Genomic DNA, 21,642 nt, shown 5'->3' with positions numbered 1-21,642 from the left:
TAAAACAATTGGTTATTTATATCTTTGCGGAATTGTGACGCATAACTCACTTCGGAAGTTAGCGGAATGTTGCGGGTTTTTAACCCGCTGACGACAATGAAACGGCGTTCCGTCTTCACCTGATGCGGGCCTTGGGGTAACATTCCCGGCAAAGGGGCCGTTTACCACGCCGTGGCGTTGGCTGGCGGCTCGACACTGGAGAAATTGCGCTATGAGCCTGAAAGCTGTCGACGAGAAAGATGACAAGAAAGACAAACCCCTGGGCAGCCAAAGCCTGTTCCGCGGTTTGCAACTGATTGAGATCCTGAGCAACTTCCCTAACGGCTGCCCACTGGCGCACCTGTCCGAGTTGGCCGGCATGAACAAAAGTACCGTCCATCGCCTGCTGCAGGGGCTACATACCAGCGGCTATGTCACACAGGCGCCGTCGCCCGGCAGCTATCGCCTGACCACCAAGTTTATTTCTGTCGGTCAGAAGGCGCTTTCTTCGCTGAATATTATCCATGTCGCTGCGCCACACCTGGAACGACTCAATCTGGAAGTGGGGGAGACGGTCAACTTTTCCAGCCGTGAAGATGACCATGTCATTTTGATCTACAAGCTGGAGCCGACCACCGGCATGATGCGCACCCGCGCCTATATTGGCCAGCATATGCCGCTGTATTGCTCGGCGATGGGCAAGATTTTTATGGCCTACGGCAACAGCGATTATCCCGATCGCTACTGGCAAACCCATCAGCATGAAATTCAGACGCTGACGCGCAATACCATCACCGAGTTGCCGAAGATGTATGAGGAACTGGCCGATATTCGCCAGCAGGGCATGGCGATGGATCGCGAAGAGAATGAGCTGGGGGTGTCCTGCGTGGCGGCGCCGGTATTTGATATTCAACAGCGGGTGCCCTATGCGGTGTCGGTCTCGTTACCGACCGCCAAGCTGCAACAGATTGGTGTCAAAGCCCTGATTAAGCCGGTGCTGGCGACCGCACAGCGTATTTCTCAGGAGCTGGGATTTGTTATTCCCGCCTGATTATTAGCATTGCTGATAGTTGATTAGAAATATCAATTTCACCTAATAATTTTTTCCTCCTATGATGCGCGTATTGCCCGATACGCGCCGCTGCCCGGCGCTTTTTTCTCTGTGAGGAATACCATGTTAGCTGTCTTTTTACAGGGTTTCGCCCTGAGCGCCGCGATGATCCTGCCGCTTGGCCCACAAAACGTTTTTGTCATGAATCAGGGCATTCGCCGCCAGTATCATCTGATGGTCGCTTCGCTGTGTGCGTTGAGCGATATCGTGCTGATCTGCGGCGGGATTTTCGGTGGTAGTGCCTTACTGAGCCGCTCGCCGCTGCTGTTGGCGCTGGTCACCTGGGGTGGGGTAGCTTTTCTGCTGTGGTATGGCTGGGGAGCGTTTCGTACCGCATTTAGTCGGCAACTGGCGCTGGCGACGGCCGAGGAGCTGAAACAAAGCCGCTGGCGGCTGGTGGTGACCATGTTGGCGGTGACCTGGCTGAACCCGCATGTCTATCTCGACACCTTTGTGGTGTTGGGAAGTTTGGGCGGCCAACTGACGCCGGATGTACGTTCCTGGTTTGCGCTGGGGGCGGTGAGCGCTTCCGTCGTGTGGTTCTTCGCCCTGGCGCTGTTGGCTTCCTGGCTGGCACCCTGGCTGAAAACCCAAATGGCGCAGCGCATCATTAATACCTTGGTTGGGGTGGTGATGTGGGGCATCGCCTTGCAGTTGGCCTGGCAAGGGGCAAGTTTATAAGAATTTGTCACTAATCCGAATTCAAAAACCCGTGCGATATGCTAGCTTTGATGCCAAGGAACTGGCCTTCAGGCCGGTAATCAGTTAGAGCCTGTCATCAAGGAGACACCGTGAAGCTTAAAGCATTGGCTATGGCCGCAATGATTGGATTAGGGACGTTACCTCTGGCGCTGCAGGCGGCAGAAGTGCCGGAAGGGCCGCACGTAGTGACCTCGGGCACCTCAAGCGTTGACGCGACACCAGACATCGCTACCCTGGCGATCGAGGTTAGCGTTTCATCCAAAGACGCCGCCCAGGCGAAGAAGCAGGTTGATGAGCGTGTAGCGCAATATTTTGATTTCCTGCAGAAAAACAATATTGAGAAGAAAGACATCAGCGCCGCCAACCTGCGCACCCAGCCGGAATATGATTACCTGAAAACCGGTGAGTCGGTGCTGAAAGGCTACCGTGCGGTACGCCAGGTACAGGTGACTTTACGCCAACTGGACAAGTTGAACGAGCTGCTGGACGGGGCGTTGAAGTCCGGTCTCAATGAGATCCGCTCCGTTGAGCTGGGCGTGGCAAAACCGGACGTCTACCGTGAGCAGGCGCGTCAGAAGGCCATCGAGAACGCGACTCAGCAAGCCGCTTCCCTGGCGAAAGGCTTTAACGCCAAGCTGGGGCCGGTATACAGCATTCGTTACCATGTCGCCAACTACCAGCCGATGCCGGTAGCGCGCATGTATAAATCTGCGGGTGCGGCAGCGGAAAGTGACGCGGCGCAAACCTATGAACAGCAAAGCATTCACTTTGACGATCAGGTGGATGTGGTATTTGAGTTGCAGCGTAACGCAGCGCAATAACGCAGGCAGGTTTCAGTAAGAAAAAGGTTCGCCGCGGCGAACCTTTTCTATTTAATCCTGGCGCAGAACCTGGCGGCCGTGCTCCAGCAGGGCATCGGTCACTTTACGCATCATGCGGCTCTCCGGCGCGAAGCGGTGCCAGAACAGCATACGGCGCTGGAACAGGCCCGGCGTCAGATCGATCAGTTCACCCGAAGCCAACTCTTTCTCAATCTGCAGATGCGGGATCATACAGCAGGTGGTGCCTTGACGCGCCAATTGCACGAAGGCTTCCGACGAGTTCACGATATGGCAGGGCACGCTGCCCGGCGACAGATCAAAGTTCTGCTGCAGGAAAGCCTGATGCATGTCGTCGAGATGATCGAACGCCACCGCCGGCGCTTTGAGCAGCGCAGAGCGTGTAACCCCGTTCGGGAAGTAGCGCTCGGCAAAACCTTTCGAGGCGACAAACAGATAATCCAGCGCGCCCAGTTGATCCACCAGGCAGCTTGGCAACGGCTGCGGCTGGATACTCACTGCGCCCACCACTTCACCACGGCGCAGGCGTTCCTGAGTGCGGGTTTCGTCTTCTACCTGCAGGTTCAGGCGGATAGGGGAGTCGGTCAGTACCGGTTTCAATGCCGGTAGCAGCCAGGTCGCCAGGCTGTCGGCGTTAACCGCCAGCGACAGCAACAGCGGCGTATCAATACCGGTATCGTTACCCAGCCACTCTTCTTCCAGTAATTCTACCTGGTGCAGCAGCGCCAGCAGCTTTTGGCCCTGCTCGGTCGGGCGTGGCGGCACGGTACGCACCAACAGCGGTTGGCCAAACAGGTTTTCCAACTGCTTGATGCGCTGGGATACTGCCGATTGTGTGATGCAAAGTTTTTGCGCGGCGCGCTCAAAGCCACGCTCACGGATCACCGCGTCCAGCGCTTGTAGCGTTCGATAGTCTGGGCGTTTCATCGGAAAGATATCCCTTAAAGTAAATTGATACAGGCACTATGCCACATCTCTGGTGTATTACAGGTGGAAAATCACCGGGCCATCTTGCCGCACCGCGCCTAAAAATGCGGCCTGGCGTGAAGAAGTGTGATCCTGCCTAAGTGAAAATTAGCGATTTACCCTATAATACGCACACGTTTTCGTACAGAGGCAATGGACATATTATGACGCAGGATGAACTGAAAAAAGCGGTTGGCTGGGCAGCACTGGATTACGTGACCCCGGGCACCATCGTTGGGGTCGGCACTGGCTCGACCGCCGCCCACTTTATTGACGCGCTCGGCTCGATCAAGCACCAGATCGAAGGGGCGGTGTCCAGCTCTGACGCCTCCACCGCCAAGCTGAAAAGCCTCGGTATCCATGTGTTCGACAGCAATGAAGTGGATTCACTGGATATTTATGTCGACGGCGCGGATGAAATCAACCGTCATATGCAGATGATCAAAGGCGGCGGTGCTGCGCTGACGCGTGAAAAAATCATTGCTGCTATCGCGCGCAAATTTATCTGTATTGTTGATTCCAGCAAACAGGTTGAAGTGTTGGGTAAATTCCCGCTGCCGGTAGAAGTGATCCCGATGGCGCGCTCTTACGTCGCGCGTGAGCTGGTGAAGCTGGGCGGGCTGCCGGAATATCGTCAGAATGTCCTGACCGATAACGGCAACGTGATCCTCGATGTGCATAACCTGAGCATCATGGACGCCATCGCGCTGGAAAACAAAATCAACGGCATCGCCGGTGTCGTGACCGTGGGTCTGTTCGCCAACCGGGGTGCCGATGTCGCGCTGGTGGGTACGCCTGACGGCGTGAAAGTGGTCGAGTAATGTAGTACCCCAGCAGGTATGCGGTCTTGGATCCCACCGGGCCGCATAATTCACTGGTTAAAATATCTTTTATTAAAAGCGCCAAATTTGGTGACATATGTCACATTGCGAGCGATAGCTCCACGAAGCTTCTGCCTATTTCTTTCCCTATGGCATTTTCTGCCAGAAACCACCAACAACGCTGAGCCTTGTACTGACGGGCGGGCAATCGTTTGTATTGCCGCCTGCGTTATTTTTGTTATGTTGGATGTGTGCTGTTTCACAACAGCCGCTTCTGAAGTCTGAACATAGGGTCGGGTAAATGGCAAAAGTATCATTGGAGAAAGACAGGATTAAATTCCTGTTGGTGGAAGGGGTTCATCAGAGCACGGTAGATAATCTGCTGGCTGCCGGATATACCAACATTGAATATCACAAAGGTGCGTTAGACACCGAATCGCTTAAGGCATCGATCCGCGATGCTCACTTCGTCGGTATCCGATCGCGCACGAATCTGACCGAAGAAGTTTTCGCTGCCGCAGAGAAGCTGGTGGCGGTAGGCTGTTTCTGTATCGGTACTAACCAGGTTGATTTGAAGGCGGCGACCAAACGCGGCGTTCCGGTGTTTAACGCACCTTTCTCTAATACCCGATCCGTGGCTGAAATGGTGCTGGGCGAACTGCTGCTGATGCTGCGCGGCATTCCGTCCGCCAACGCCAAAGCGCACCGTGGCGAATGGCAGAAACTGGCCGTCGGCTCGTTTGAAGCGCGCGGCAAGAAACTGGGGATTATTGGCTACGGCCATATCGGTACCCAACTGGGGATCCTGGCTGAAGGCCTGGGCATGAAAGTGTTCTTCTACGATATCGAGAACAAGCTGCCGTTGGGCAATGCCCAGCAGGTGCGCCACCTGTCCGATCTGCTCAATATGAGCGACGTAGTGACGCTGCACGTGCCGGAAACCCTGTCGACCAAGAATATGATGGGCGCAGAAGAGCTGGCGTTGATGAAGCCGGGTTCGATTCTGATCAACGCCTCGCGCGGTACCGTGGTGGATATTCCTGAACTGTGCAAAGTATTGGCCAGCAAGCATTTGGCCGGTGCGGCGATCGACGTCTTCCCGGAAGAGCCTGCGACCAACAGCGAGCCGTTCAACTCACCGTTGTGCGAGTTCGACAACGTGATCCTGACCCCGCACATTGGCGGTTCTACTCAGGAAGCGCAGGAGAACATCGGTGATGAAGTGGCCGGCAAGCTGGCGAAATACTCTGACAACGGTTCGACCCTGTCGGCGGTTAACTTCCCGGAAGTGTCACTGCCTGCGCATGGCCCTAACGCCAGCCGCCTGCTGCACATCCATGAAAACCGCCCTGGCGTACTGACGCAGATTAACCAGATCTTTGCTGAAGAAGGGGTGAACATCGCCGCGCAGTACCTGCAAACCGGTCCGGAAATCGGCTATGTGGTTATCGATATCGAAGCAGAAACCGAACGTGCTGATGCTGCACTGCAGCGCATGAAGGCGATTGACGGCACTATCCGTGCTCGCCTGCTGCTCTGATTGAAAACGCGGTGACAAAAAAGGCCGGATTTATCCGGCCTTTTGCTATTCGGCGATCCGCCATGTCCAATTTTTCGATGGGGTAACGATTTCCGGCAGCGGGATATCCCAATGCTCCACCGGCAGCTGTTCCACCTGCTGGCAGTCATGCGCCAACCCGATCGGGTAGGGACCGAGTTGTTGCCAATTTCGCAGAGTGCGGTCGTAAAAACCGCCGCCCATCCCCAAACGCTGGCCCGAGCTGTCAAACGCCACCAACGGCGTCAGCACCACGTCGAGTGACCCGACCGGCAGGACGTTGCGTACATCGAGCTGTGGCTCAAGGATATTGAAACGGTTGTTAATCAGCGGCGTTTCCGGGGTGTATCGCAGGAACAGCAGGTTGCCGGGGCTAAACGGGTGCAATACCGGCAGATAGACTTGCTTGGCCTGTTGCCATAACCGTTCAATCAGTGGACGGGTATCCAACTCGCCGTCAAACGACAAAAATACTGCAATGCTGTGTGCCGCCTGGATGCGTGGATGCTCAGAGATACGATCGGCAGTTTGCAGGGCAAAATTATTTTGTTGTTCAGAGGTTAGGGCGCGTCGACGCTGACGGATTTGGTTACGGATGTTTTGCCGCTGCTGGGCATACTGGGCTTGAAAAGACATAGTCAGCACACTTACCGCTGAGGAAGGGGGAATCTCCGAGATGCCGTCGCAGGCTGTAACCCTTGAACCCATGGTTCAAGGTGAACGTGCTGTCGCAATCTTAAGGCTTCTCGGCGGGCCGAGCATGCACACCGATCGCGGATCATCACATTCTGTTGGTACTAAATATCGGCTCAGGGGACTGGCCCGCTGGCGAACATCTCAGAGAAATTTTGTACTCGTTGCCGAAACCTTGGATTTCAGCAACTTAAGTTATTCGAATTGTGCATCCTGACGTTCAGAGATGCGACCCTGTTCAAGCAATGCCTGTTCAATGGTCTGTTGTAGCATGCGAATGCGTTGTTCCATATTGGACGCATAATCACGGGTTTTCAACCGTTCTTGAGCAAGTTCGTGACAAACATTCAATGCCGCGATGAAAACGAGCTGCTCAGTATTTGTGACTCTAGTGCGAACTTTAAGATCTTGCAACCGTTCGTTAAGATCGACCGCTGCCATGTTCAACGCATCTTGTTGTTCTGGCGGGCAATTGACTCTTAAAGAGCGACCAAAAATTTGAATATCTACTGGTTGTGCAGACATGCCACCTTCCTGCCTAAATTTCGCGCCAGCCTCAACCAACCCCTACCGGGCCGTCTAAAGCGGGCGCCACTATATATACCTCGGTACCAAGATACAACCCCTTTTTCAGTACCTGGTTGTAATCTACTGCGACAGACATTACCAGTCAAAAAAGGGTTTCAAAATGCGTATTTAGCTTCATTTTGTTCCCTGCCGGCAGTGTGTGAGATCTGACACATCACGATTATAACTAGCCACTGAGGTGTCGTGCTTATCTGGTACAGCGACGGACCTTGGTGGTAGCATAACACGAACTTATCCTGCCAACGATGACGAATACGCATGTCTATACAGAATACATTTCCAAGTTACCAATCTTTGACCCTTGCCCTTAACCAGCAAGCGGTGGCGTTGACCGCAGCAGAAATGCACGGCCTGATCAGCGGCCTGCTGTGCGGTGGCAGCCGCGACGCCGGCTGGCAGTCGCTGGTGTACGATCTGACTAACGAAGGCGTGGCCTTCCCGCAGGCATTGAGCCAACCTCTCCAGCAACTTCATGAAATCACGCGTGAAACGCTGGAAGACGACGATTTCATGTTCCAGTTGATGATGCCGGAAGGCGAGACGGTCAGCGTGTTCGATCGCGCCGACGCGTTGAGCGGTTGGGTGAACCATTTCCTGCTCGGGCTCGGCATGATGCAGCCGAAACTGGCTCAGGTGAAAGACGAAGTGGGTGAGGCGATCGACGATCTGCGCAACATCGCCCAACTCGGTTATGAAGAAGACGAAGACCAGGAAGAGCTTGAGCACTCTCTGGAGGAAGTGGTGGAGTATGTGCGGATGGCGGCCATTTTGTGCCACACCGAATTTACCCGCCGTAAGCCGACGGCACCGGAAAATGCCAAACCGACCTTGCACTAAATACCCGATTTCACGACCTTAAGGCCGTGAGCACAGGCAGATTGATTTCAGGAGAAGGTGATGACTCAGCAGGAATTCAACAGCCGCCGTCAGGCGCTGTTGGCGAAAATGGCTCCGGCCAGCGCGGCGATTATTTTCTCTGCGCCGGAAGCAACGCGCAGTGCCGATACTGAATATCCTTACCGTCAGAACAGCGATTTTTGGTACCTGACCGGCTTCAATGAGCCGGAAGCGGTGCTGATTCTGGTGAAGAGTGACGAGACGCATAACCACAGCGTGCTGTTCAACCGGGTACGCGATCTGGCGGCGGAAACCTGGTTTGGCCGCCGTCTGGGCCAGGATGCCGCTCCGGCGAAGCTGAGTGTGGATCGCGCTCTGCCGTTCAATGAAATCAATGACCAATTGCCTCTGTTGCTCAATGGCCTGGACGTGGTTTACCACGCGCAGGGCCAATACGCCTATGCCGATCAAATCCTGTTCGACGCGCTTGACAAGCTGCGCAAGGGCTTCCGTCAGAACCTTCAGGCACCGGCGACCCTGACCGACTGGCGTCCGTGGCTGCATGAAATGCGCCTGTTCAAGTCGTCCGAAGAGATGGTTATCATGCGCCGTGCCGGTGAAATCAGTGCACTGGCCCATACCCGCGCGATGGAAAAATGCCGTCCCGGGATGTTCGAATATCAGCTTGAGGCGGAAATTCATCATGAGTTTACTCGCCTTGGCGCGCGTTCCCCGTCCTACAACACCATTGTCGGCGGTGGGGACAACGCCTGCATCCTGCATTACACCGAGAACGAAAGCGAATTGCGCGATGGCGATCTGGTGTTGATCGACGCCGGCTGTGAGTTTAAAGGCTATGCCGGCGATATCACCCGTACCTTCCCGGTCAACGGCAAATTCAGTCGACCGCAGCGCGCGGTGTATGACATCGTGCTGGCGTCACTGACGCGGGCGTTGGAGATGTTCAAACCGGGCATCAGCATCCGCGTGGTGAATGATGAAGTCGTGCGCATTATGATCACCGGGATGGTGGAGCTGGGGATCCTGAAAGGCGAAGTCGAACAGTTGATTGCCGAACAGGCCCATCGTCCGTTCTATATGCACGGCCTTGGTCACTGGTTGGGGCTGGATGTGCACGATGTCGGCCATTATGGCACGCCGGATCGCGACCGTACGCTGGAGCCGGGCATGGTGTTGACCGTTGAACCGGGGCTGTACATTGCGCCGGATGCCGACGTGCCGGAGCAATATCGCGGCATGGGCATTCGTATTGAAGACGATATCCTGATCACCGCGACCGGCATTGAGAACCTGACGGCCAGCGTAGTGAAAGATGCTGACGCCATCGAAGCACTGATGGCGGCGGCAAGGTAATAGCATGAGTGTAATCATCGTTGGCGGTGGTATGGCGGGCGCGACTTTGGCGTTGGCCATTTCATCGCTTACTCAGGGACGATTGGCGGTTGATCTGGTCGAAGCAACCCGACCGGACGACCGCAGCCATCCGGGATTTGACGCCCGCGCCATTGCCCTGGCGCAGGGCACCTGTCAGCAGTTGACGCGCATCGGCGTTTGGCCGGCGCTGCGTGACTGTGCGACGGCCATCACCCAGGTGCACGTTAGCGATCGCGGCCACGCCGGGTTCGTTAATTTGCACGCGCAGGATTATCAGGTCGACGCGTTGGGGCAGGTGATTGAGCTGCACGACGCCGGTCAACGGTTGTTTGCTTTGCTGGCCAAGGCACCTGGCGTCACGCTGCATTGTCCGGCCCGAGTGGTCGATGTAGTGCGCACGGCGGAGCAGGCCGAAGTGCTGCTGGATAACGGCCGGCGTATCAGCGGGAAACTGCTGGTGGCGGCAGACGGCTCGCGTTCGGCGCTGGCACAGGCCTGTAATGTGCAGTGGCAGCAAAATGACTACCCACAGTTTGCTACCATCGCCAATGTCACCACCGCCGAGCATCCGCAGGGGCGCGCTTTTGAACGCTTTACCCGGTACGGGCCGCTGGCATTATTGCCGATGTCTCAGGGACGAAGCTCACTGGTGTGGTGCCATGCGCGTGAAGATCGCCAGCAGGTTGACGGCTGGGACGACGAACGTTTTATCAGTGAATTGCAGCAGGCATTTGGCTGGCGCCTGGGGCGCATCCTTCGCGCCGGGAAACGTCATAGCTATCCGCTCAGCCTGCTGACCGCCAATCAGCATGTCAGCCATCGCCTGGCACTGGTGGGCAATGCCGCGCAGACGCTGCATCCGATTGCCGGGCAGGGGTTCAACCTCGGCCTGCGTGACGTGATGTCGCTGGCGGAAACCCTGGCCGAGGCGCAGCAGGCCGGAGAAGATCCCGGTGGCTATGCGCTGTTGGGGCGTTATCAACAACGGCGGCAGCAAGATCAGCAGGCGACCATCGGCGTGACAGACGGCTTGATCCGGCTGTTCGCCAATCGCTACGGCCCCCTGGTGGTCGGTCGCAATCTGGGCCTGATGGCGATGGCCCGGCTACCGGCGGTGCGAGACGCCTTCGCCAAGCGCACTTTGGGCTGGGTCGATCGCTAAGCGGTGTATTAGCAGGGGCGTAGCGTGCTGCGCCCAAAGCGCTGGGCAATGGCACAGCGAGTCATTTAAGGAAATTAAGCAGCATGCAATCATTTGACGTGGTTATCGCCGGCGGCGGTATGGTGGGGCTGGCTCTGGCCTGTGGTTTGCAGGGCAGCGGTCTGCGCGTTGCGGTGCTGGAACAGCAGCAACCGGACATGATGCCGCCGCAACCACAGCCGGAACTGCGCGTTTCCGCTATCAATGCCGCCAGCGAGCGCCTGCTGCAGCACATTGGCGTGTGGGACGAGATCCTCAACCTGCGCGCCAGCGCCTATAACGCGATGGAAGTCTGGGATCGCGATAGCTTCGGCAAAATAGCCTTCCGTGGTGACGAGTGCGGCTTCAGTCATCTCGGTCATATCATCGAGAACTCGGTGATCCAGCAGGCGTTGTGGAAACGGGCGGAAAGCCTGAGCGACGTTACGCTGATTACCCCGGCGGCGCTCAAGCAGGTAGCCTGGGGCGAAAACGACGCTTTTATCACCCTGGAAGATGGCCGCATGCTGACTGCCCGGTTGGTGATCGGGGCCGACGGTGCCCATTCCTGGCTGCGTCAGCATGCCGATATCCCGCTAACCTTCTGGGATTATCGCCACCATGCGCTGGTGGCCACTATCCGCACTGAAGAACCGCATTTGGCAACGGCGCGGCAAGTGTTCCACGGCGATGGCATTCTGGCGTTTCTGCCATTCAGCGATCCGCATTTAAGCTCGATCGTCTGGTCGGTGGCGCCGGAGGAGGCGGAGCGGCTCAAGCAACTGGAGCCGGAGCAGTTTAACCGCGAGCTGGCGATGGCTTTTGACCTGCGCCTCGGTGCCTGCACGGTGGAAAGTGAACGTCAGACCTTCCCATTGACCGGGCGTTATGCCCGCAGCTTTGCCGCGCACCGGCTGGCGCTGGTAGGCGATGCAGCACATACCGTGCATCCGCTGGCGGGTCAGGGGGTGAATCTGGGCTTTATGGATGCCGCCGAGTTGATCGCCGAACTGCGCCGTTTGCAACGCCAGGGCAAGGATATTGGCCAACATCTGTATCTGCGTCGTTACGAGCGTCGCCGCAAACACGGCGCGGCGGTGATGCTGGCCAGCATGCAGGGGTTCCGCGAACTGTTTGATGGCAACCATCCGGCGAAAAAGCTGCTGCGTGATGTCGGGTTACGCCTGGCCGATAGCCTGCCGGGCGTGAAGCCCAGATTGGTACGCCAGGCGATGGGCCTTAATGACCTGCCGGAGTGGCTGGCCTGACCGCTGTCTGAGAGAGGTGTCAGGCCTCTCTGCCTTATTTCCCCGAATTAACCTCGATCCCAAAGGCGCACCCCTGCGCCTGAGACCCATGGCTTTTCCTTATAAAACCCTTCATTTGAAAAAATCTAATTTCAGGTTGATTTTGTCATTAGTTTTTCTAATTCCATGTTCGGTTATCAAAAGTCGAAATTCCGTATCCTGGCTTGGGTTTGTTATATAACTTCGGATTTTTGGTGCTCTAATTGTTGGTTTTGTGCCTTAAAGCGCATTTTTCCAGTCAAAAACTCTGCACACTAGCCCGGCAATTTACTGGCTTTGAGCGACGCCAAACCTATTTTTACTTATGGTTAATGAGGTCGTTCGGTGATAACGTCAGGGTAAAGGTATCGTTTGCGTCGCGGCGGTTAGCCGCAGTTTTTGCACGTTTCGGCGCAGCGTTTCTGTTGGGCAGTCAGTGCACTATGCAATCCGGCCGCGAGCCATTATCTGATGTATTGCGTAGCAGCACCCTATCTTCAGCTTCTGAGTGAAATGAGGGAAAAGATGGCAAAGCAAACCCCACTGTACGACCAGCACGTGGCGTGCGGTGCGCGCATGGTAGATTTTCATGGCTGGATGATGCCGCTGCATTACGGCTCCCAGATCGATGAGCACCACGCCGTGCGTCAGGATGCCGGTATGTTCGACGTCTCCCATATGACCATTGTGGATCTGCGCGGTGCCCGCACCCGCGAGTTCCTGCGTTATCTGCTGGCGAATGACGTCGCCAAGCTCACTCAACCTGGCAAAGCGCTGTACACCGGTATGCTGAATGCGTCCGGCGGCGTGATTGACGACCTGATTGTTTACTTCCTTACCGAAGACTATTTCCGCCTGGTGGTGAACTCCGCCACGCGCGACAAAGACCTGGCCTGGATCGAAGAACACGCAGCCCCTTACGGCGTAGCCCTGACGGTGCGTGACGATCTGGCGCTGGTTGCGGTGCAGGGCCCACAGGCCAAAGAACGCGCCGCCACCTTATTTACCCCGGAGCAAAAAAACGCGGTTGAAGGCATGAAGCCATTCTTCGGCGTACAGGCCGGGGATCTGTTTATCGCCACCACCGGTTATACCGGTGAAGCAGGCTATGAAATCGCCCTGCCGAAAGAGCAGGTGGTTGATTTTTGGCAGAAACTGCTGGCCGCAGGCGTTAAGCCGGCCGGTCTGGGCGCACGCGACACCCTGCGTCTGGAAGCGGGTATGAACCTGTACGGGCAAGAAATGGACGAAGGTATTTCGCCACTGGCCGCCAACATGGGCTGGACCATTGCCTGGCTGCCGGAAGATCGTCAGTTTATCGGCCGCGAAGCGCTGGAAAAACAGCGTGAGGTGGGCACCGAACAACTGGTCGGCTTGATCATGACGGAAAAAGGCGTATTACGTAATGAGCTGCCGGTGCGTTTCACCGATGAAGCTGGCCAGACGCATGAAGGGATTATCACCAGCGGTTCATTCTCACCGACCCTGGGCTTCAGTATTGCCCTGGCCCGTGTGCCCGCCGGTATCGGTGAGCAGGCCATCGTACAGATCCGTAACCGCGAAATGCCGGTCAAGGTGACTAAACCAGGATTCGTTCGTGCCGGTAAGCCACTGACCAATTAATTTTTTGTTTATTGATTCTTTATTTCTTCGAAGGAGTAGCTGGCGATGAGCAATGTGCCAACAGAATTGAAATACGCATCTTCCCATGAGTGGGTGCGCGATGCAGGTAATGGCGAATACGTGGTAGGTATTACCGAACACGCGCAGGAACTGCTGGGCGATATGGTGTTTGTCGACCTGCCGGAAGCGGGCCGTGAAGTTGCCGCTGGCGAAGATTGTGCAGTAGCGGAGTCGGTGAAAGCCGCTTCCGATATCTATGCGCCAATCAGCGGCGAAATCATCGCCGCCAACGATGCGCTGGAAAGTTCCCCGGAGCTGGTCAACAGCGATCCGTACGGTGAAGGCTGGCTGTTCCGCATCAAGGCTTCCGACAGTGCCGAACTTGGCAAGCTGCTGGATGCCGGTGCGTATCAGGCTTCTATCGACGAGTAAGCGTTGCAACGCCCCGGGCCGATTGGCCGGGGCGTTTTAGTTATAGATCAGGCTATATCCCGTACCCCGTAAGCATTCAGGAATTTGTAGCAATGACTCAGACACTCAGCCAACTTGAACACAGCGAAGCGTTCATCGAACGCCACATCGGCTCTTCTGCGCAGCAACAGCAGCAGTTGCTGGAAGCGGTGGGTGCACGCTCACTCAGCGCGCTGATCCAACAGATTGTGCCGGCAGACATTCAACTGCCTGCGCCGCCGCCGGTGGGCGATGCGGCTACTGAACATCAGGCGCTGGCCGAACTGAAGGCGATTGCCTCGCAGAATCAGCGCTACAAATCCTATATCGGTATGGGCTACAGCGCGGTGCTGACGCCGCCGGTGATCCTGCGCAACATGCTGGAAAACCCAGGCTGGTACACCGCTTATACTCCTTATCAGCCGGAAGTGTCGCAGGGCCGTCTTGAGGCACTGTTGAACTTCCAGACCGTGACTCTCGATCTGACCGGTCTGGATCTGGCCTCCGCTTCATTGCTGGACGAAGCCACCGCGGCAGCCGAAGCGATGGCGTTGGCCAAACGCGCCAGCAAGCTGAAAGACGCCAACCGCTTCTTCGTGGCTGACGACGTGCATCCGCAGACACTGGACGTAGTACGTACCCGCGCCGCCACCTTCGGTTTTGAAGTGATTGTCGATAAAGCCGAGAAGGTGCTGGAACTGCAGGGCGTGTTTGGCGTGCTGCTGCAACAGGTTGGCACTACCGGTGAATTGCACGATTACAGCGCACTGCTGGCGGAACTGAAAAACCGTAAAATCGGCACCAGCGTGGCTGCCGACATTATGGCACTGGTGCTGTTGACCGCACCGGGCAAACAGGGCGCCGACGTGGTATTCGGCTCCGCGCAGCGCTTTGGCGTGCCGATGGGCTACGGTGGCCCACACGCCGCCTTCTTCGCCTGCCGTGACGAATTCAAGCGTTCGATGCCGGGTCGCATCATCGGCGTTTCCCGCGATGCCGCCGGTAACACCGCGCTGCGCATGGCGATGCAAACCCGTGAGCAACATATCCGTCGCGAAAAAGCCAACTCGAATATCTGTACCTCGCAGGTACTGCTGGCCAACATCGCCAGCCTGTATGCGGTGTACCATGGCCCGCAGGGCCTGCAGCGCATTGCCGGGCGTATCCATCGCCTGACCGACATTCTGGCCGCCGGGCTGCAACAGGCCGGGCTGCAATTGCGCCACAAAACCTGGTTCGACACCCTGACGGTGGAAGTGAAAGACAAGGCCGCAGTGCTGGAACGTGCGCTGAGCTTTGGCATCAACCTGCGCACCGACATTCACGGTGCGGTAGGTATCACGCTGGACGAAACCACTTCACGTGAAGACGTACAAACGCTGTTCGCCTTGCTGGCGGGCGACGATCACGGTCTGGACATCGACGCACTGGACGTAGCGGTAAGCAAAAACAGCCAGTCGATCCCGGCGGGCATGCTGCGTCAGGATCCGATCCTGACCCACCCGGTATTCAACAGCTATCACAGCGAAACCGAGATGATGCGTTATATGCACCGTCTGGAGCGCAAGGATCTGGCGCTAAACCAGGCGATGATCCCGCTCGGTTCCTGCACCATGAAGCTGAACGCCGCGGCTGAAATGATCCCGATTACCTGGCCTGAATTTTCCGAGTTGCACCCGTTCTGCCCGCCAGAGCAGGCAGCAGGTTATCAGCAGATGATCGGCCAGTTGTCACAGTGGCTGGTGCAACTGACCGGTTACGACGCGGTTTGCATGCAGCCGAACTCCGGCGCGCAGGGTGAATACGCCGGGCTGCTGGCGATCCGTCATTACCATGAAAGCCGTAACGAAGCCGGCCGTCATATCTGCCTGATCCCAAGCTCCGCGCACGGTACCAACCCGGCTTCTGCCCAAATGGCAGGGATGAGCGTGGTGGTGGTGGCCTGCGACAAGAACGGCAACATCGATCTGCACGATCTGCGCGTCAAGGCAGAGCAAGCGGGCGAAGAGCTGTCTTGCATCATGGTGACTTACCCGTCGACCCACGGCGTGTATGAAGAAACTATCCGTGAAGTGTGCCAAATCGTTCATCAGTTCGGCGGTCAGGTGTACCTCGACGGTGCCAACATGAATGCTCAGGTGGGCATCACCACGCCAGGCTATATCGGTGCGGATGTCTCACACCTTAACCTGCATAAAACCTTCTGTATCCCGCACGGCGGCGGCGGTCCAGGCATGGGGCCAATCGGTGTAAAAGCGCATTTGGCACCGTTCGTTCCAGGCCACAGCGTAGTGCAGATCGACGGTGTGCTTACTCAGCAGGGCGCAGTATCCGCTGCACCGTTCGGCAGCGCCTCGATTTTGCCAATCAGCTGGATGTATATCCGCATGATGGGCGCGGAAGGGCTGAAGCAGGCGAGCCAGGTGGCAATTCTTAATGCCAACTACATTGCGACCCGTCTGAAAGACGCTTACCCGGTGCTGTATACCGGTCGCGATCACCGTGTGGCGCATGAATGTATTCTCGACATTCGTCCGCTGAAGGAAGAGACCGGCATCAGCGAAATGGATATTGCCAAACGCTTGATTGACTACGGTTTCCATGCGCCGACCATGTCGTTCCCGGTAGCGGGCACGCTGATGGTTGAGCCAACCGAATCGGAAAGCAAAGTAGAACTGGATCGCTTTATCGACGCGATGCTGGCTATCCGCGGCGAGATTGATCGGGTGGCGAAAGGTGAATGGCCGCTGGAAGACAACCCATTGGTGAACGCGCCGCACATTCAGGCGGAACTGGTCAGCGACTGGCAGCATGCTTACAGCCGCGAACTGGCGGTATTCCCTATCGCCGGTGTGCGCGAGAACAAATACTGGCCGAGCGTTAAGCGTCTGGATGACGTGTATGGCGACCGTAACCTGTTCTGTTCCTGCGTACCGATGAGCGAATACGAATAAGCTCTACTGCAATTATATGTTCAAGAGGCAGCGCTTTATGCGCTGCTTTTTTTTGCCCGCCACGCCATATGCTTTTCTTGCTTATATATTTGATATATTGCTAATTATCTTATTTTTTGTGCAGCTCTCCGCAGTTTGTTTCCAATCGGGTTCAAGACGCTTTCCGGTATACATTCCGTTTAAACTCGCGTGGTTAAATTGACATCAGCAAAATATTTTGCAGGGAAAATTTACTCACAAGGAGTGTCCTATGAAAAGGTTGGCTATCGCAATCATTGCGGCTTTACCCTTCTGCTCCGCGCAGGCGGTTGAAAGTTATGAAGTGAGAAATAACAGCGGGCAAACGGTATTTAAACTGAATTTCTATACTCCCACCGATGACGGCTATTTTACTGATGAAGGTGTTCCCCAGCACTCATCCTGGGTATTGGACGAGGCGCAAAAGGCGCAGGTCATCAGCGCCGCACAGCGCTGGGCCGATATTATCAAGCCCAAGCCAGGCCAATTGCCGGGGGTGATCAACGTCGGTACTTTTGACGAAAAAAATGCCGGCGCGATGAGTCAAAACGTCAGTGACGACACCTTTAGTCTGACCCAACTTCAGGCCGTGCTGCAGGGGCAAGAAGCGGGCGAGTTGGACAGTGGTGCTCACGCCATCGTCCGCATTGGCAAGCTGGATTTTACTCCTTCACAGGCTTTACCAGCACAGATCCCGACCGATCACCGTACCGATCTGGAAGTCACCCTATTTCATGAAATTGCCCATGCGTTGGGAATTAGTAACGAGGCCGCGGTAGTCGATGGTGTGACCCAGTTCGGCCCGACGCAAGGGAGCTGGACATCGCATCTGTTTGACGACAACGGCAACCCTGCCCAGCCGGGGCAGGCTATTGTGTGCAAAGCTTGCGAGGGGCCGGACAATCCTTCCGCTTTTGACGTGCGCAAGGATCAGGGTTATTTCGCTGGCAGCCATGTCAAAGAGGTGCTGGAAGGTGCGATGCCAGGGGTTCCGGTGCGTATCCTCGACGTATTTGGCGATTTGGATGACGATTACATGTCCCACATCGAGCTGGATCGCAGCCTGATGAGCCACCAAAACTACCGCAATTACACCTCAATGATGGAAGCCGAATTGGCACTGTTGCAGGACATGGGGTACGACATCGACCGGCGTAACTTTTTTGGCCGCTCGGTTTATGGCAGTGGTCTGGATGTGGTTAACCAGCAAGGGTATTTCGCGCGTAACGCCGCAGGCACTGCGTATATCGATGGTGAAGCCAATACCGCAGCCCGGGGCGTCGGGTTGCATATCTACGGCAGTAACAATCGGATAGAGCAACGTGGCGACCTGCTGGCCGATGGCGTGGCCGCCGCCGGTATTCGCGTCGACGGTGCGGGCAATACGCTCAGCATCGCGCCGGGTACCCAGGTGCAGGCCAACGGTGACTACGGCACCGGCTTGTTGGTGGCTTACGGCGATCGGCACAATATTATTCAACGTGGCAGTTTGGAGGCGATCGGCAAAGAAGGGGTCGCTACGCGTCTGGATTTTGGCAACAACCTGTTGGGCAATGACGCCGAATACCGCGGCTCCTATATCTGGCAGTGGGGCGGGCTCGACTTGTCCAAATACCGGGCGGCACCGCTGGTGTCCAATTTTGATATCACCGGCTCGCTGAAGGGCAGTAAAGCGGCTATCTACCAGTCCGAGAATGCATTGGCCAGCGCAATCAACGTGATGCGCGGTGCCGATATTCAGGGCGATATCATTTCTGACTATGCCCAATGGGACGAAAATAATCAGGCGCGGCTTACCCGTTTAACCTTTGGTCTGCAGCCGGATGCGCTGGGGCAAGTGACCGCTGTGGCGGATAGCGGTTTTGATTTTACCTATAACGGCAATATTCGCGGTAAGGATAATTTGGCGCTGGTGGCCGAGGGCGGGAAAACCACTTTAAACGGCGATCATCAGGTGTATAGCGTGGACATTGAACCGGGCGCCCAGTTGGCGGGCAATAGCCGTTATGAGCTGTCGGATGCCGGGTTGTTCACCAATAACGGCTTGCTGACTACCGGTTCGCCTTTTGGCCTGGTTTCTATCATTGGTGATTACCTGCAGGGGCCACAGGGGCGTTTGCAACTGATGTTCGACAATCTCGGGCGTGGTGATCGGGTGCAAATCAGCGGAACGTCCAGTTTGGGGGGGACCTTGACGTTGATGCCGGTAACGGGCTGGTATGCATCCGACTGGAAGTTGAACAGCGCTTCTCTGCTGCAAATGGGGCAGGTCAGCGGTGAGTTCAGTCAAATCAGCGTGCAGACGCAATCACCGACGTTGAGCTTCAATGCAGCGCCGTTAGCGGCCGGGGAATATCAAATCAGTGCGACCCGCGGGGCATCTGCCTACAGCCAGTATGCGCAAAGTGCGAATGAGCGAAATGTCGGGCTGGCGTTGGCCCGCGCGGCGGCGACAGCGGGTGATGATATGCGTCCGTTGCTGACAGCGCTGGATTTCTCCACCCCTGATGGCAAGCAGGTTAACGGCGCTTTGGCGCAACTGGAGCCGTCGGCCTACAACAGCCTGATCCAGGCCTCTTTTGATCGTGAGCGTCAGTTAACCCGTGCGTTGACGGCGCCGGAACGTAATCTGACTTTGCCCCCGGTCGACGACGAGCAAGACTGGATAAGCTTTGCTCTGCCTTATGGGGGCGGGAACTGGCAGCGCAATGCGGGCAATATCACGGGTTATAACGCATCGCGTTATGGCGTGCTGTTTGGGGCAGAGAAACGCAACGTACTGGTTCCAGGGCTGACCACCGGTTTCCATGCGGCGGTTGGCGGGCAAACCGTCAATGCCAAAAGCGCCGATCGGGCGCGAACGCACAGCACGTCGTTTGATGTCGGTCTGCAGTTCAGCTTCGCGCAGGATCCCATGACCGGGCCGTTTGCCTATGGCCTGGGGCGTTTGGGGGCTGAGGATAATCATATGAAGCGTCAGTTTGATGTTGCCGGTATAAGCGGAACCAGCAAGAGTGACTGGACTGCCTGGAACGGTTCATTAACCCTGGGTGGCGGCTATCACTTTGCATTGACCGAGTCGTTTAGCTTCGGCCCGGTGGCGGCTTTGGATTATACCGCCACCAAGCATCGTACAATTAAAGAGTCCGGCTCTGGCACTGTGCCAATGCAGATGAAGGGCCGTTATGCCGATTCACTGCAAAGTACGCTGGGCGTTGAGGCGTTGTATCAGGGGACTCCGGCTTTGTCTGCCACCCTGCGTCTTGGTTGGCAGCATGAGTTGTTGAGCAACAATGTCACCCAACGTGCACAGTTCGCTGGTTATGACGCCTCTGCTTTTGATAGCAAAAGCACTTTGGCCGGGCGTGATGGGTTGGCGGCGCAGGCGGGTGTGCAATATCAGCTTACTAAAGATGTTTCTGTCGGGGCCGGCCTTTCCAGCGAGCTGTTCCGTCAGGGCAGCAATTCGTTAGAGGGCAATCTGTCCGTGAACTGGCGCTTCTGATTTCTTCAGCAGGTTGCCGCTGAGTAAAACCCCATAACACATTCGGCAAAGCGTGTTATCAAGGGACACTGCATGATGCTGTGTCCCTTTTTTATTGTCGCTGCATAGCAACCCACACGGAATAAGGAGCAATGATGAGAGCTGCAATAGTGAACGCGTTAGGTCAGGCACCGGTATTTGGCCATGCGGATGAGCCGCAAGCAAAAGAGGGGGAAACCCTGATAGAGGTGATTGTCGCCGGTATCAAACAGTTGGATCGTGCCATGGTAGCGGGAACCCATTACTCCAGCCCGAAAGTTTTACCCATCGTGCCCGGTACCGATGGCGTTGGCTATGCGCCGGATGGTCAGCGGGTTTATTTCGCCTCTTTCCGGCAGCCGCACGGTGCTCTGGCGGAGCGCACCGTCGCTTCCTGGACTGTGCCGGTGCCGAAGGGGGTGGATGACGCTACCGCTGCCGCATTGATTAACCCGGCATTCGCCGCCTGGCTGCCGCTGCACTGGCGTGCCGAGCTTCAGGCGGGCGAAACGGTGCTGATTATTGGCGCGACCGGCACCTCTGGCAAGCTGGCGGTGGCGGCGGCTCGTCAGGCTGGCGCAGGGCGGATTGTCGCTGCGGGCCGTCGTCAGAACGTGCTGGATGCGTTGGATGTCGATGCTACGGTGGACCTCAGTCTGGAAGGGGATGCATTGGTGCAGGCTTTTGCTGCTGCCGCAGGGCCAAAAGGCTATCAGGTGATTGTCGATTACATCTGGGGTACGGCGACCGAAGCGCTGCTGGCTACGCTGAGCAACCACGACCTGTCTTCCTATGCCGGGGGACGCGGCATTCGCCTGGTCAATGTAGGTTCAATGGCCGGGCCAGACATTCGCTTGCCGGCGGCAGTTCTGCGCAGCAACCAACTGCAGATTATGGGCAGCGGTACCGGCAACTTCCCGCCGGTGGCTGAGATGCAGAGATATGCCAGTGAGATCCTGGCGTTGGCGGCTACCGGGCAGATTTCGGTCGAAACACAGGAACACAACTTGTCCGAGATTGCCGAAGTGTGGGATCTGAACAAGAAAAGCGACGTGCGCTCGGTGATCCGCATTGCCGGATAGCTATTTTCTGTTAATGGGCAAATAGGATTTTGCCCAT

At 56.4% G+C, this 21,642-nt stretch carries 17 protein-coding genes and 1 other RNA gene; 14 read left to right on the top strand and 4 right to left on the bottom strand.

The features are described from left to right. Nucleotides 1–211 precede the first annotated feature (211 nt). The 3 genes from FCL49_RS23075 (at nt 212) to FCL49_RS23065 (ending at nt 2,613) form a co-directional block, all read left to right on the top strand. A complete protein-coding gene (locus FCL49_RS23075) occupies nt 212–1,030 on the top strand; it encodes an IclR family transcriptional regulator (RefSeq protein WP_174355287.1) in 819 nt (272 codons plus the stop codon). 123 nt (nt 1,031–1,153) lie between these two features. Then, nucleotides 1,154–1,771, top strand: a complete 618-nt coding sequence (gene argO / locus FCL49_RS23070) for an arginine exporter ArgO (protein WP_012146629.1) — start codon at nt 1,154–1,156, stop codon at nt 1,769–1,771. A 110-nt stretch (nt 1,772–1,881) separates the two neighbouring features. Continuing rightward, a complete protein-coding gene (locus tag FCL49_RS23065) occupies nt 1,882–2,613 on the top strand; it encodes an oxidative stress defense protein (protein WP_012146628.1) in 732 nt (243 codons plus the stop codon). A 51-nt stretch (nt 2,614–2,664) separates the two neighbouring features. Here the strand turns inward: FCL49_RS23065 and FCL49_RS23060 are convergent, their stop codons facing one another. After that, nucleotides 2,665–3,558, bottom strand: coding sequence for a LysR family transcriptional regulator ArgP (locus tag FCL49_RS23060; protein WP_012146627.1), 894 nt, complete (start codon nt 3,556–3,558; stop codon nt 2,665–2,667). A gap of 203 nt (nt 3,559–3,761) precedes the next feature. On the opposite strand from FCL49_RS23060, the gene rpiA reads away from it, so the two are divergent. Together rpiA and serA are read left to right on the top strand one after the other, a co-directional pair. Then, entirely contained in the window at nt 3,762–4,418 is a 657-nt protein-coding gene (gene rpiA, locus FCL49_RS23055; RefSeq protein ID WP_135317847.1) for a ribose-5-phosphate isomerase RpiA, read from the top strand. 301 nt (nt 4,419–4,719) lie between these two features. Next, on the top strand, nt 4,720–5,958 hold the full coding sequence (gene serA, locus FCL49_RS23050) for a phosphoglycerate dehydrogenase (RefSeq protein WP_174355286.1): 1,239 nt from the start codon (nt 4,720–4,722) through the stop codon (nt 5,956–5,958). Between the two features lie 45 nt (nt 5,959–6,003). On the opposite strand, the gene FCL49_RS23045 is transcribed toward serA, so the two are convergent. The 3 genes from FCL49_RS23045 to zapA form a co-directional block, all read right to left on the bottom strand. Next, a complete protein-coding gene (locus tag FCL49_RS23045) occupies nt 6,004–6,612 on the bottom strand; it encodes a 5-formyltetrahydrofolate cyclo-ligase (protein ID WP_174355285.1) in 609 nt (202 codons plus the stop codon). Between the two features lie 28 nt (nt 6,613–6,640). Then, a non-coding RNA gene (ssrS, locus tag FCL49_RS23040) (6S RNA) lies at nt 6,641–6,823 on the bottom strand. 41 nt (nt 6,824–6,864) lie between these two features. Then, entirely contained in the window at nt 6,865–7,194 is a 330-nt protein-coding gene (zapA, locus tag FCL49_RS23035) for a cell division protein ZapA (protein ID WP_012146623.1), read from the bottom strand. A 321-nt stretch (nt 7,195–7,515) separates the two neighbouring features. Here zapA and FCL49_RS23030 point away from each other — a divergent pair, with 321 nt between their 5' ends. The 9 genes from FCL49_RS23030 (at nt 7,516) to FCL49_RS22990 (ending at nt 21,605) form a co-directional block, all read left to right on the top strand. Further along, entirely contained in the window at nt 7,516–8,094 is a 579-nt protein-coding gene (locus tag FCL49_RS23030; protein ID WP_174355284.1) for a YecA family protein, read from the top strand. Between the two features lie 60 nt (nt 8,095–8,154). Next, the gene (gene pepP / locus FCL49_RS23025) at nt 8,155–9,468 is read left to right on the top strand and encodes a Xaa-Pro aminopeptidase (protein WP_174355283.1); all 1,314 of its coding nucleotides are present in this window, start codon (nt 8,155–8,157) and stop codon (nt 9,466–9,468) included. 4 nt (nt 9,469–9,472) lie between these two features. After that, nucleotides 9,473–10,651: a 2-octaprenyl-6-methoxyphenyl hydroxylase gene (gene ubiH / locus FCL49_RS23020; RefSeq protein ID WP_174355282.1), complete on the top strand. Its 1,179-nt coding sequence runs from the start codon at nt 9,473–9,475 to the stop codon at nt 10,649–10,651. 83 nt (nt 10,652–10,734) lie between these two features. Further along, entirely contained in the window at nt 10,735–11,937 is a 1,203-nt protein-coding gene (gene ubiI / locus FCL49_RS23015) for an FAD-dependent 2-octaprenylphenol hydroxylase (RefSeq protein ID WP_174355281.1), read from the top strand. A gap of 543 nt (nt 11,938–12,480) precedes the next feature. Next, nucleotides 12,481–13,578 (top strand): glycine cleavage system aminomethyltransferase GcvT, encoded by a 1,098-nt coding sequence (gcvT, locus tag FCL49_RS23010; protein ID WP_174355280.1) that lies wholly within the window; start codon nt 12,481–12,483, stop codon nt 13,576–13,578. Nucleotides 13,579–13,623: 45 nt separating this feature from the next. Further along, nucleotides 13,624–14,010, top strand: coding sequence for a glycine cleavage system protein GcvH (gene gcvH, locus FCL49_RS23005; RefSeq protein ID WP_174355279.1), 387 nt, complete (start codon nt 13,624–13,626; stop codon nt 14,008–14,010). A gap of 92 nt (nt 14,011–14,102) precedes the next feature. After that, nucleotides 14,103–16,982 (top strand): aminomethyl-transferring glycine dehydrogenase, encoded by a 2,880-nt coding sequence (gene gcvP, locus FCL49_RS23000; protein WP_174355278.1) that lies wholly within the window; start codon nt 14,103–14,105, stop codon nt 16,980–16,982. Between the two features lie 250 nt (nt 16,983–17,232). Further along, nucleotides 17,233–20,505, top strand: coding sequence for an autotransporter outer membrane beta-barrel domain-containing protein (locus FCL49_RS22995; RefSeq protein WP_174355277.1), 3,273 nt, complete (start codon nt 17,233–17,235; stop codon nt 20,503–20,505). 134 nt (nt 20,506–20,639) lie between these two features. Further along, a complete protein-coding gene (locus FCL49_RS22990; RefSeq protein ID WP_174355310.1) occupies nt 20,640–21,605 on the top strand; it encodes a zinc-binding alcohol dehydrogenase family protein in 966 nt (321 codons plus the stop codon). Nucleotides 21,606–21,642: the final 37 nt, after the last annotated feature.

The organism is Serratia proteamaculans, assembly GCF_013337185.1.
Lineage (GTDB): Bacteria > Pseudomonadota > Gammaproteobacteria > Enterobacterales > Enterobacteriaceae > Serratia > Serratia proteamaculans_D.
Note: the sequence above shows the minus strand (reverse complement) of the source record. Positions and strands in the feature narration are given on the sequence as shown.

Bases quoted from the DNA above. Each gene is read 5' to 3' on its own strand.
- FCL49_RS23030 (WP_174355284.1), top strand. From the start codon at position 7,516: ATGTCTATACAGAATACATTTCCAAGTTACCAATCTTTGACCCTTGCC.
- argO (WP_012146629.1), top strand. From the start codon at position 1,154: ATGTTAGCTGTCTTTTTACAGGGTTTCGCCCTGAGCGCCGCGATGATC.
- zapA (WP_012146623.1), bottom strand. From the start codon at position 7,194: ATGTCTGCACAACCAGTAGATATTCAAATTTTTGGTCGCTCTTTAAGA.
- gcvT (WP_174355280.1), top strand. From the start codon at position 12,481: ATGGCAAAGCAAACCCCACTGTACGACCAGCACGTGGCGTGCGGTGCG.
- serA (WP_174355286.1), top strand. From the start codon at position 4,720: ATGGCAAAAGTATCATTGGAGAAAGACAGGATTAAATTCCTGTTGGTG.
- FCL49_RS22990 (WP_174355310.1), top strand. From the start codon at position 20,640: ATGAGAGCTGCAATAGTGAACGCGTTAGGTCAGGCACCGGTATTTGGC.
- gcvH (WP_174355279.1), top strand. From the start codon at position 13,624: ATGAGCAATGTGCCAACAGAATTGAAATACGCATCTTCCCATGAGTGG.
- FCL49_RS22995 (WP_174355277.1), top strand. From the start codon at position 17,233: ATGAAAAGGTTGGCTATCGCAATCATTGCGGCTTTACCCTTCTGCTCC.
- gcvP (WP_174355278.1), top strand. From the start codon at position 14,103: ATGACTCAGACACTCAGCCAACTTGAACACAGCGAAGCGTTCATCGAA.
- FCL49_RS23075 (WP_174355287.1), top strand. From the start codon at position 212: ATGAGCCTGAAAGCTGTCGACGAGAAAGATGACAAGAAAGACAAACCC.
- FCL49_RS23060 (WP_012146627.1), bottom strand. From the start codon at position 3,558: ATGAAACGCCCAGACTATCGAACGCTACAAGCGCTGGACGCGGTGATC.
- rpiA (WP_135317847.1), top strand. From the start codon at position 3,762: ATGACGCAGGATGAACTGAAAAAAGCGGTTGGCTGGGCAGCACTGGAT.
- ubiI (WP_174355281.1), top strand. From the start codon at position 10,735: ATGCAATCATTTGACGTGGTTATCGCCGGCGGCGGTATGGTGGGGCTG.
- pepP (WP_174355283.1), top strand. From the start codon at position 8,155: ATGACTCAGCAGGAATTCAACAGCCGCCGTCAGGCGCTGTTGGCGAAA.
- FCL49_RS23045 (WP_174355285.1), bottom strand. From the start codon at position 6,612: ATGTCTTTTCAAGCCCAGTATGCCCAGCAGCGGCAAAACATCCGTAAC.
- ubiH (WP_174355282.1), top strand. From the start codon at position 9,473: ATGAGTGTAATCATCGTTGGCGGTGGTATGGCGGGCGCGACTTTGGCG.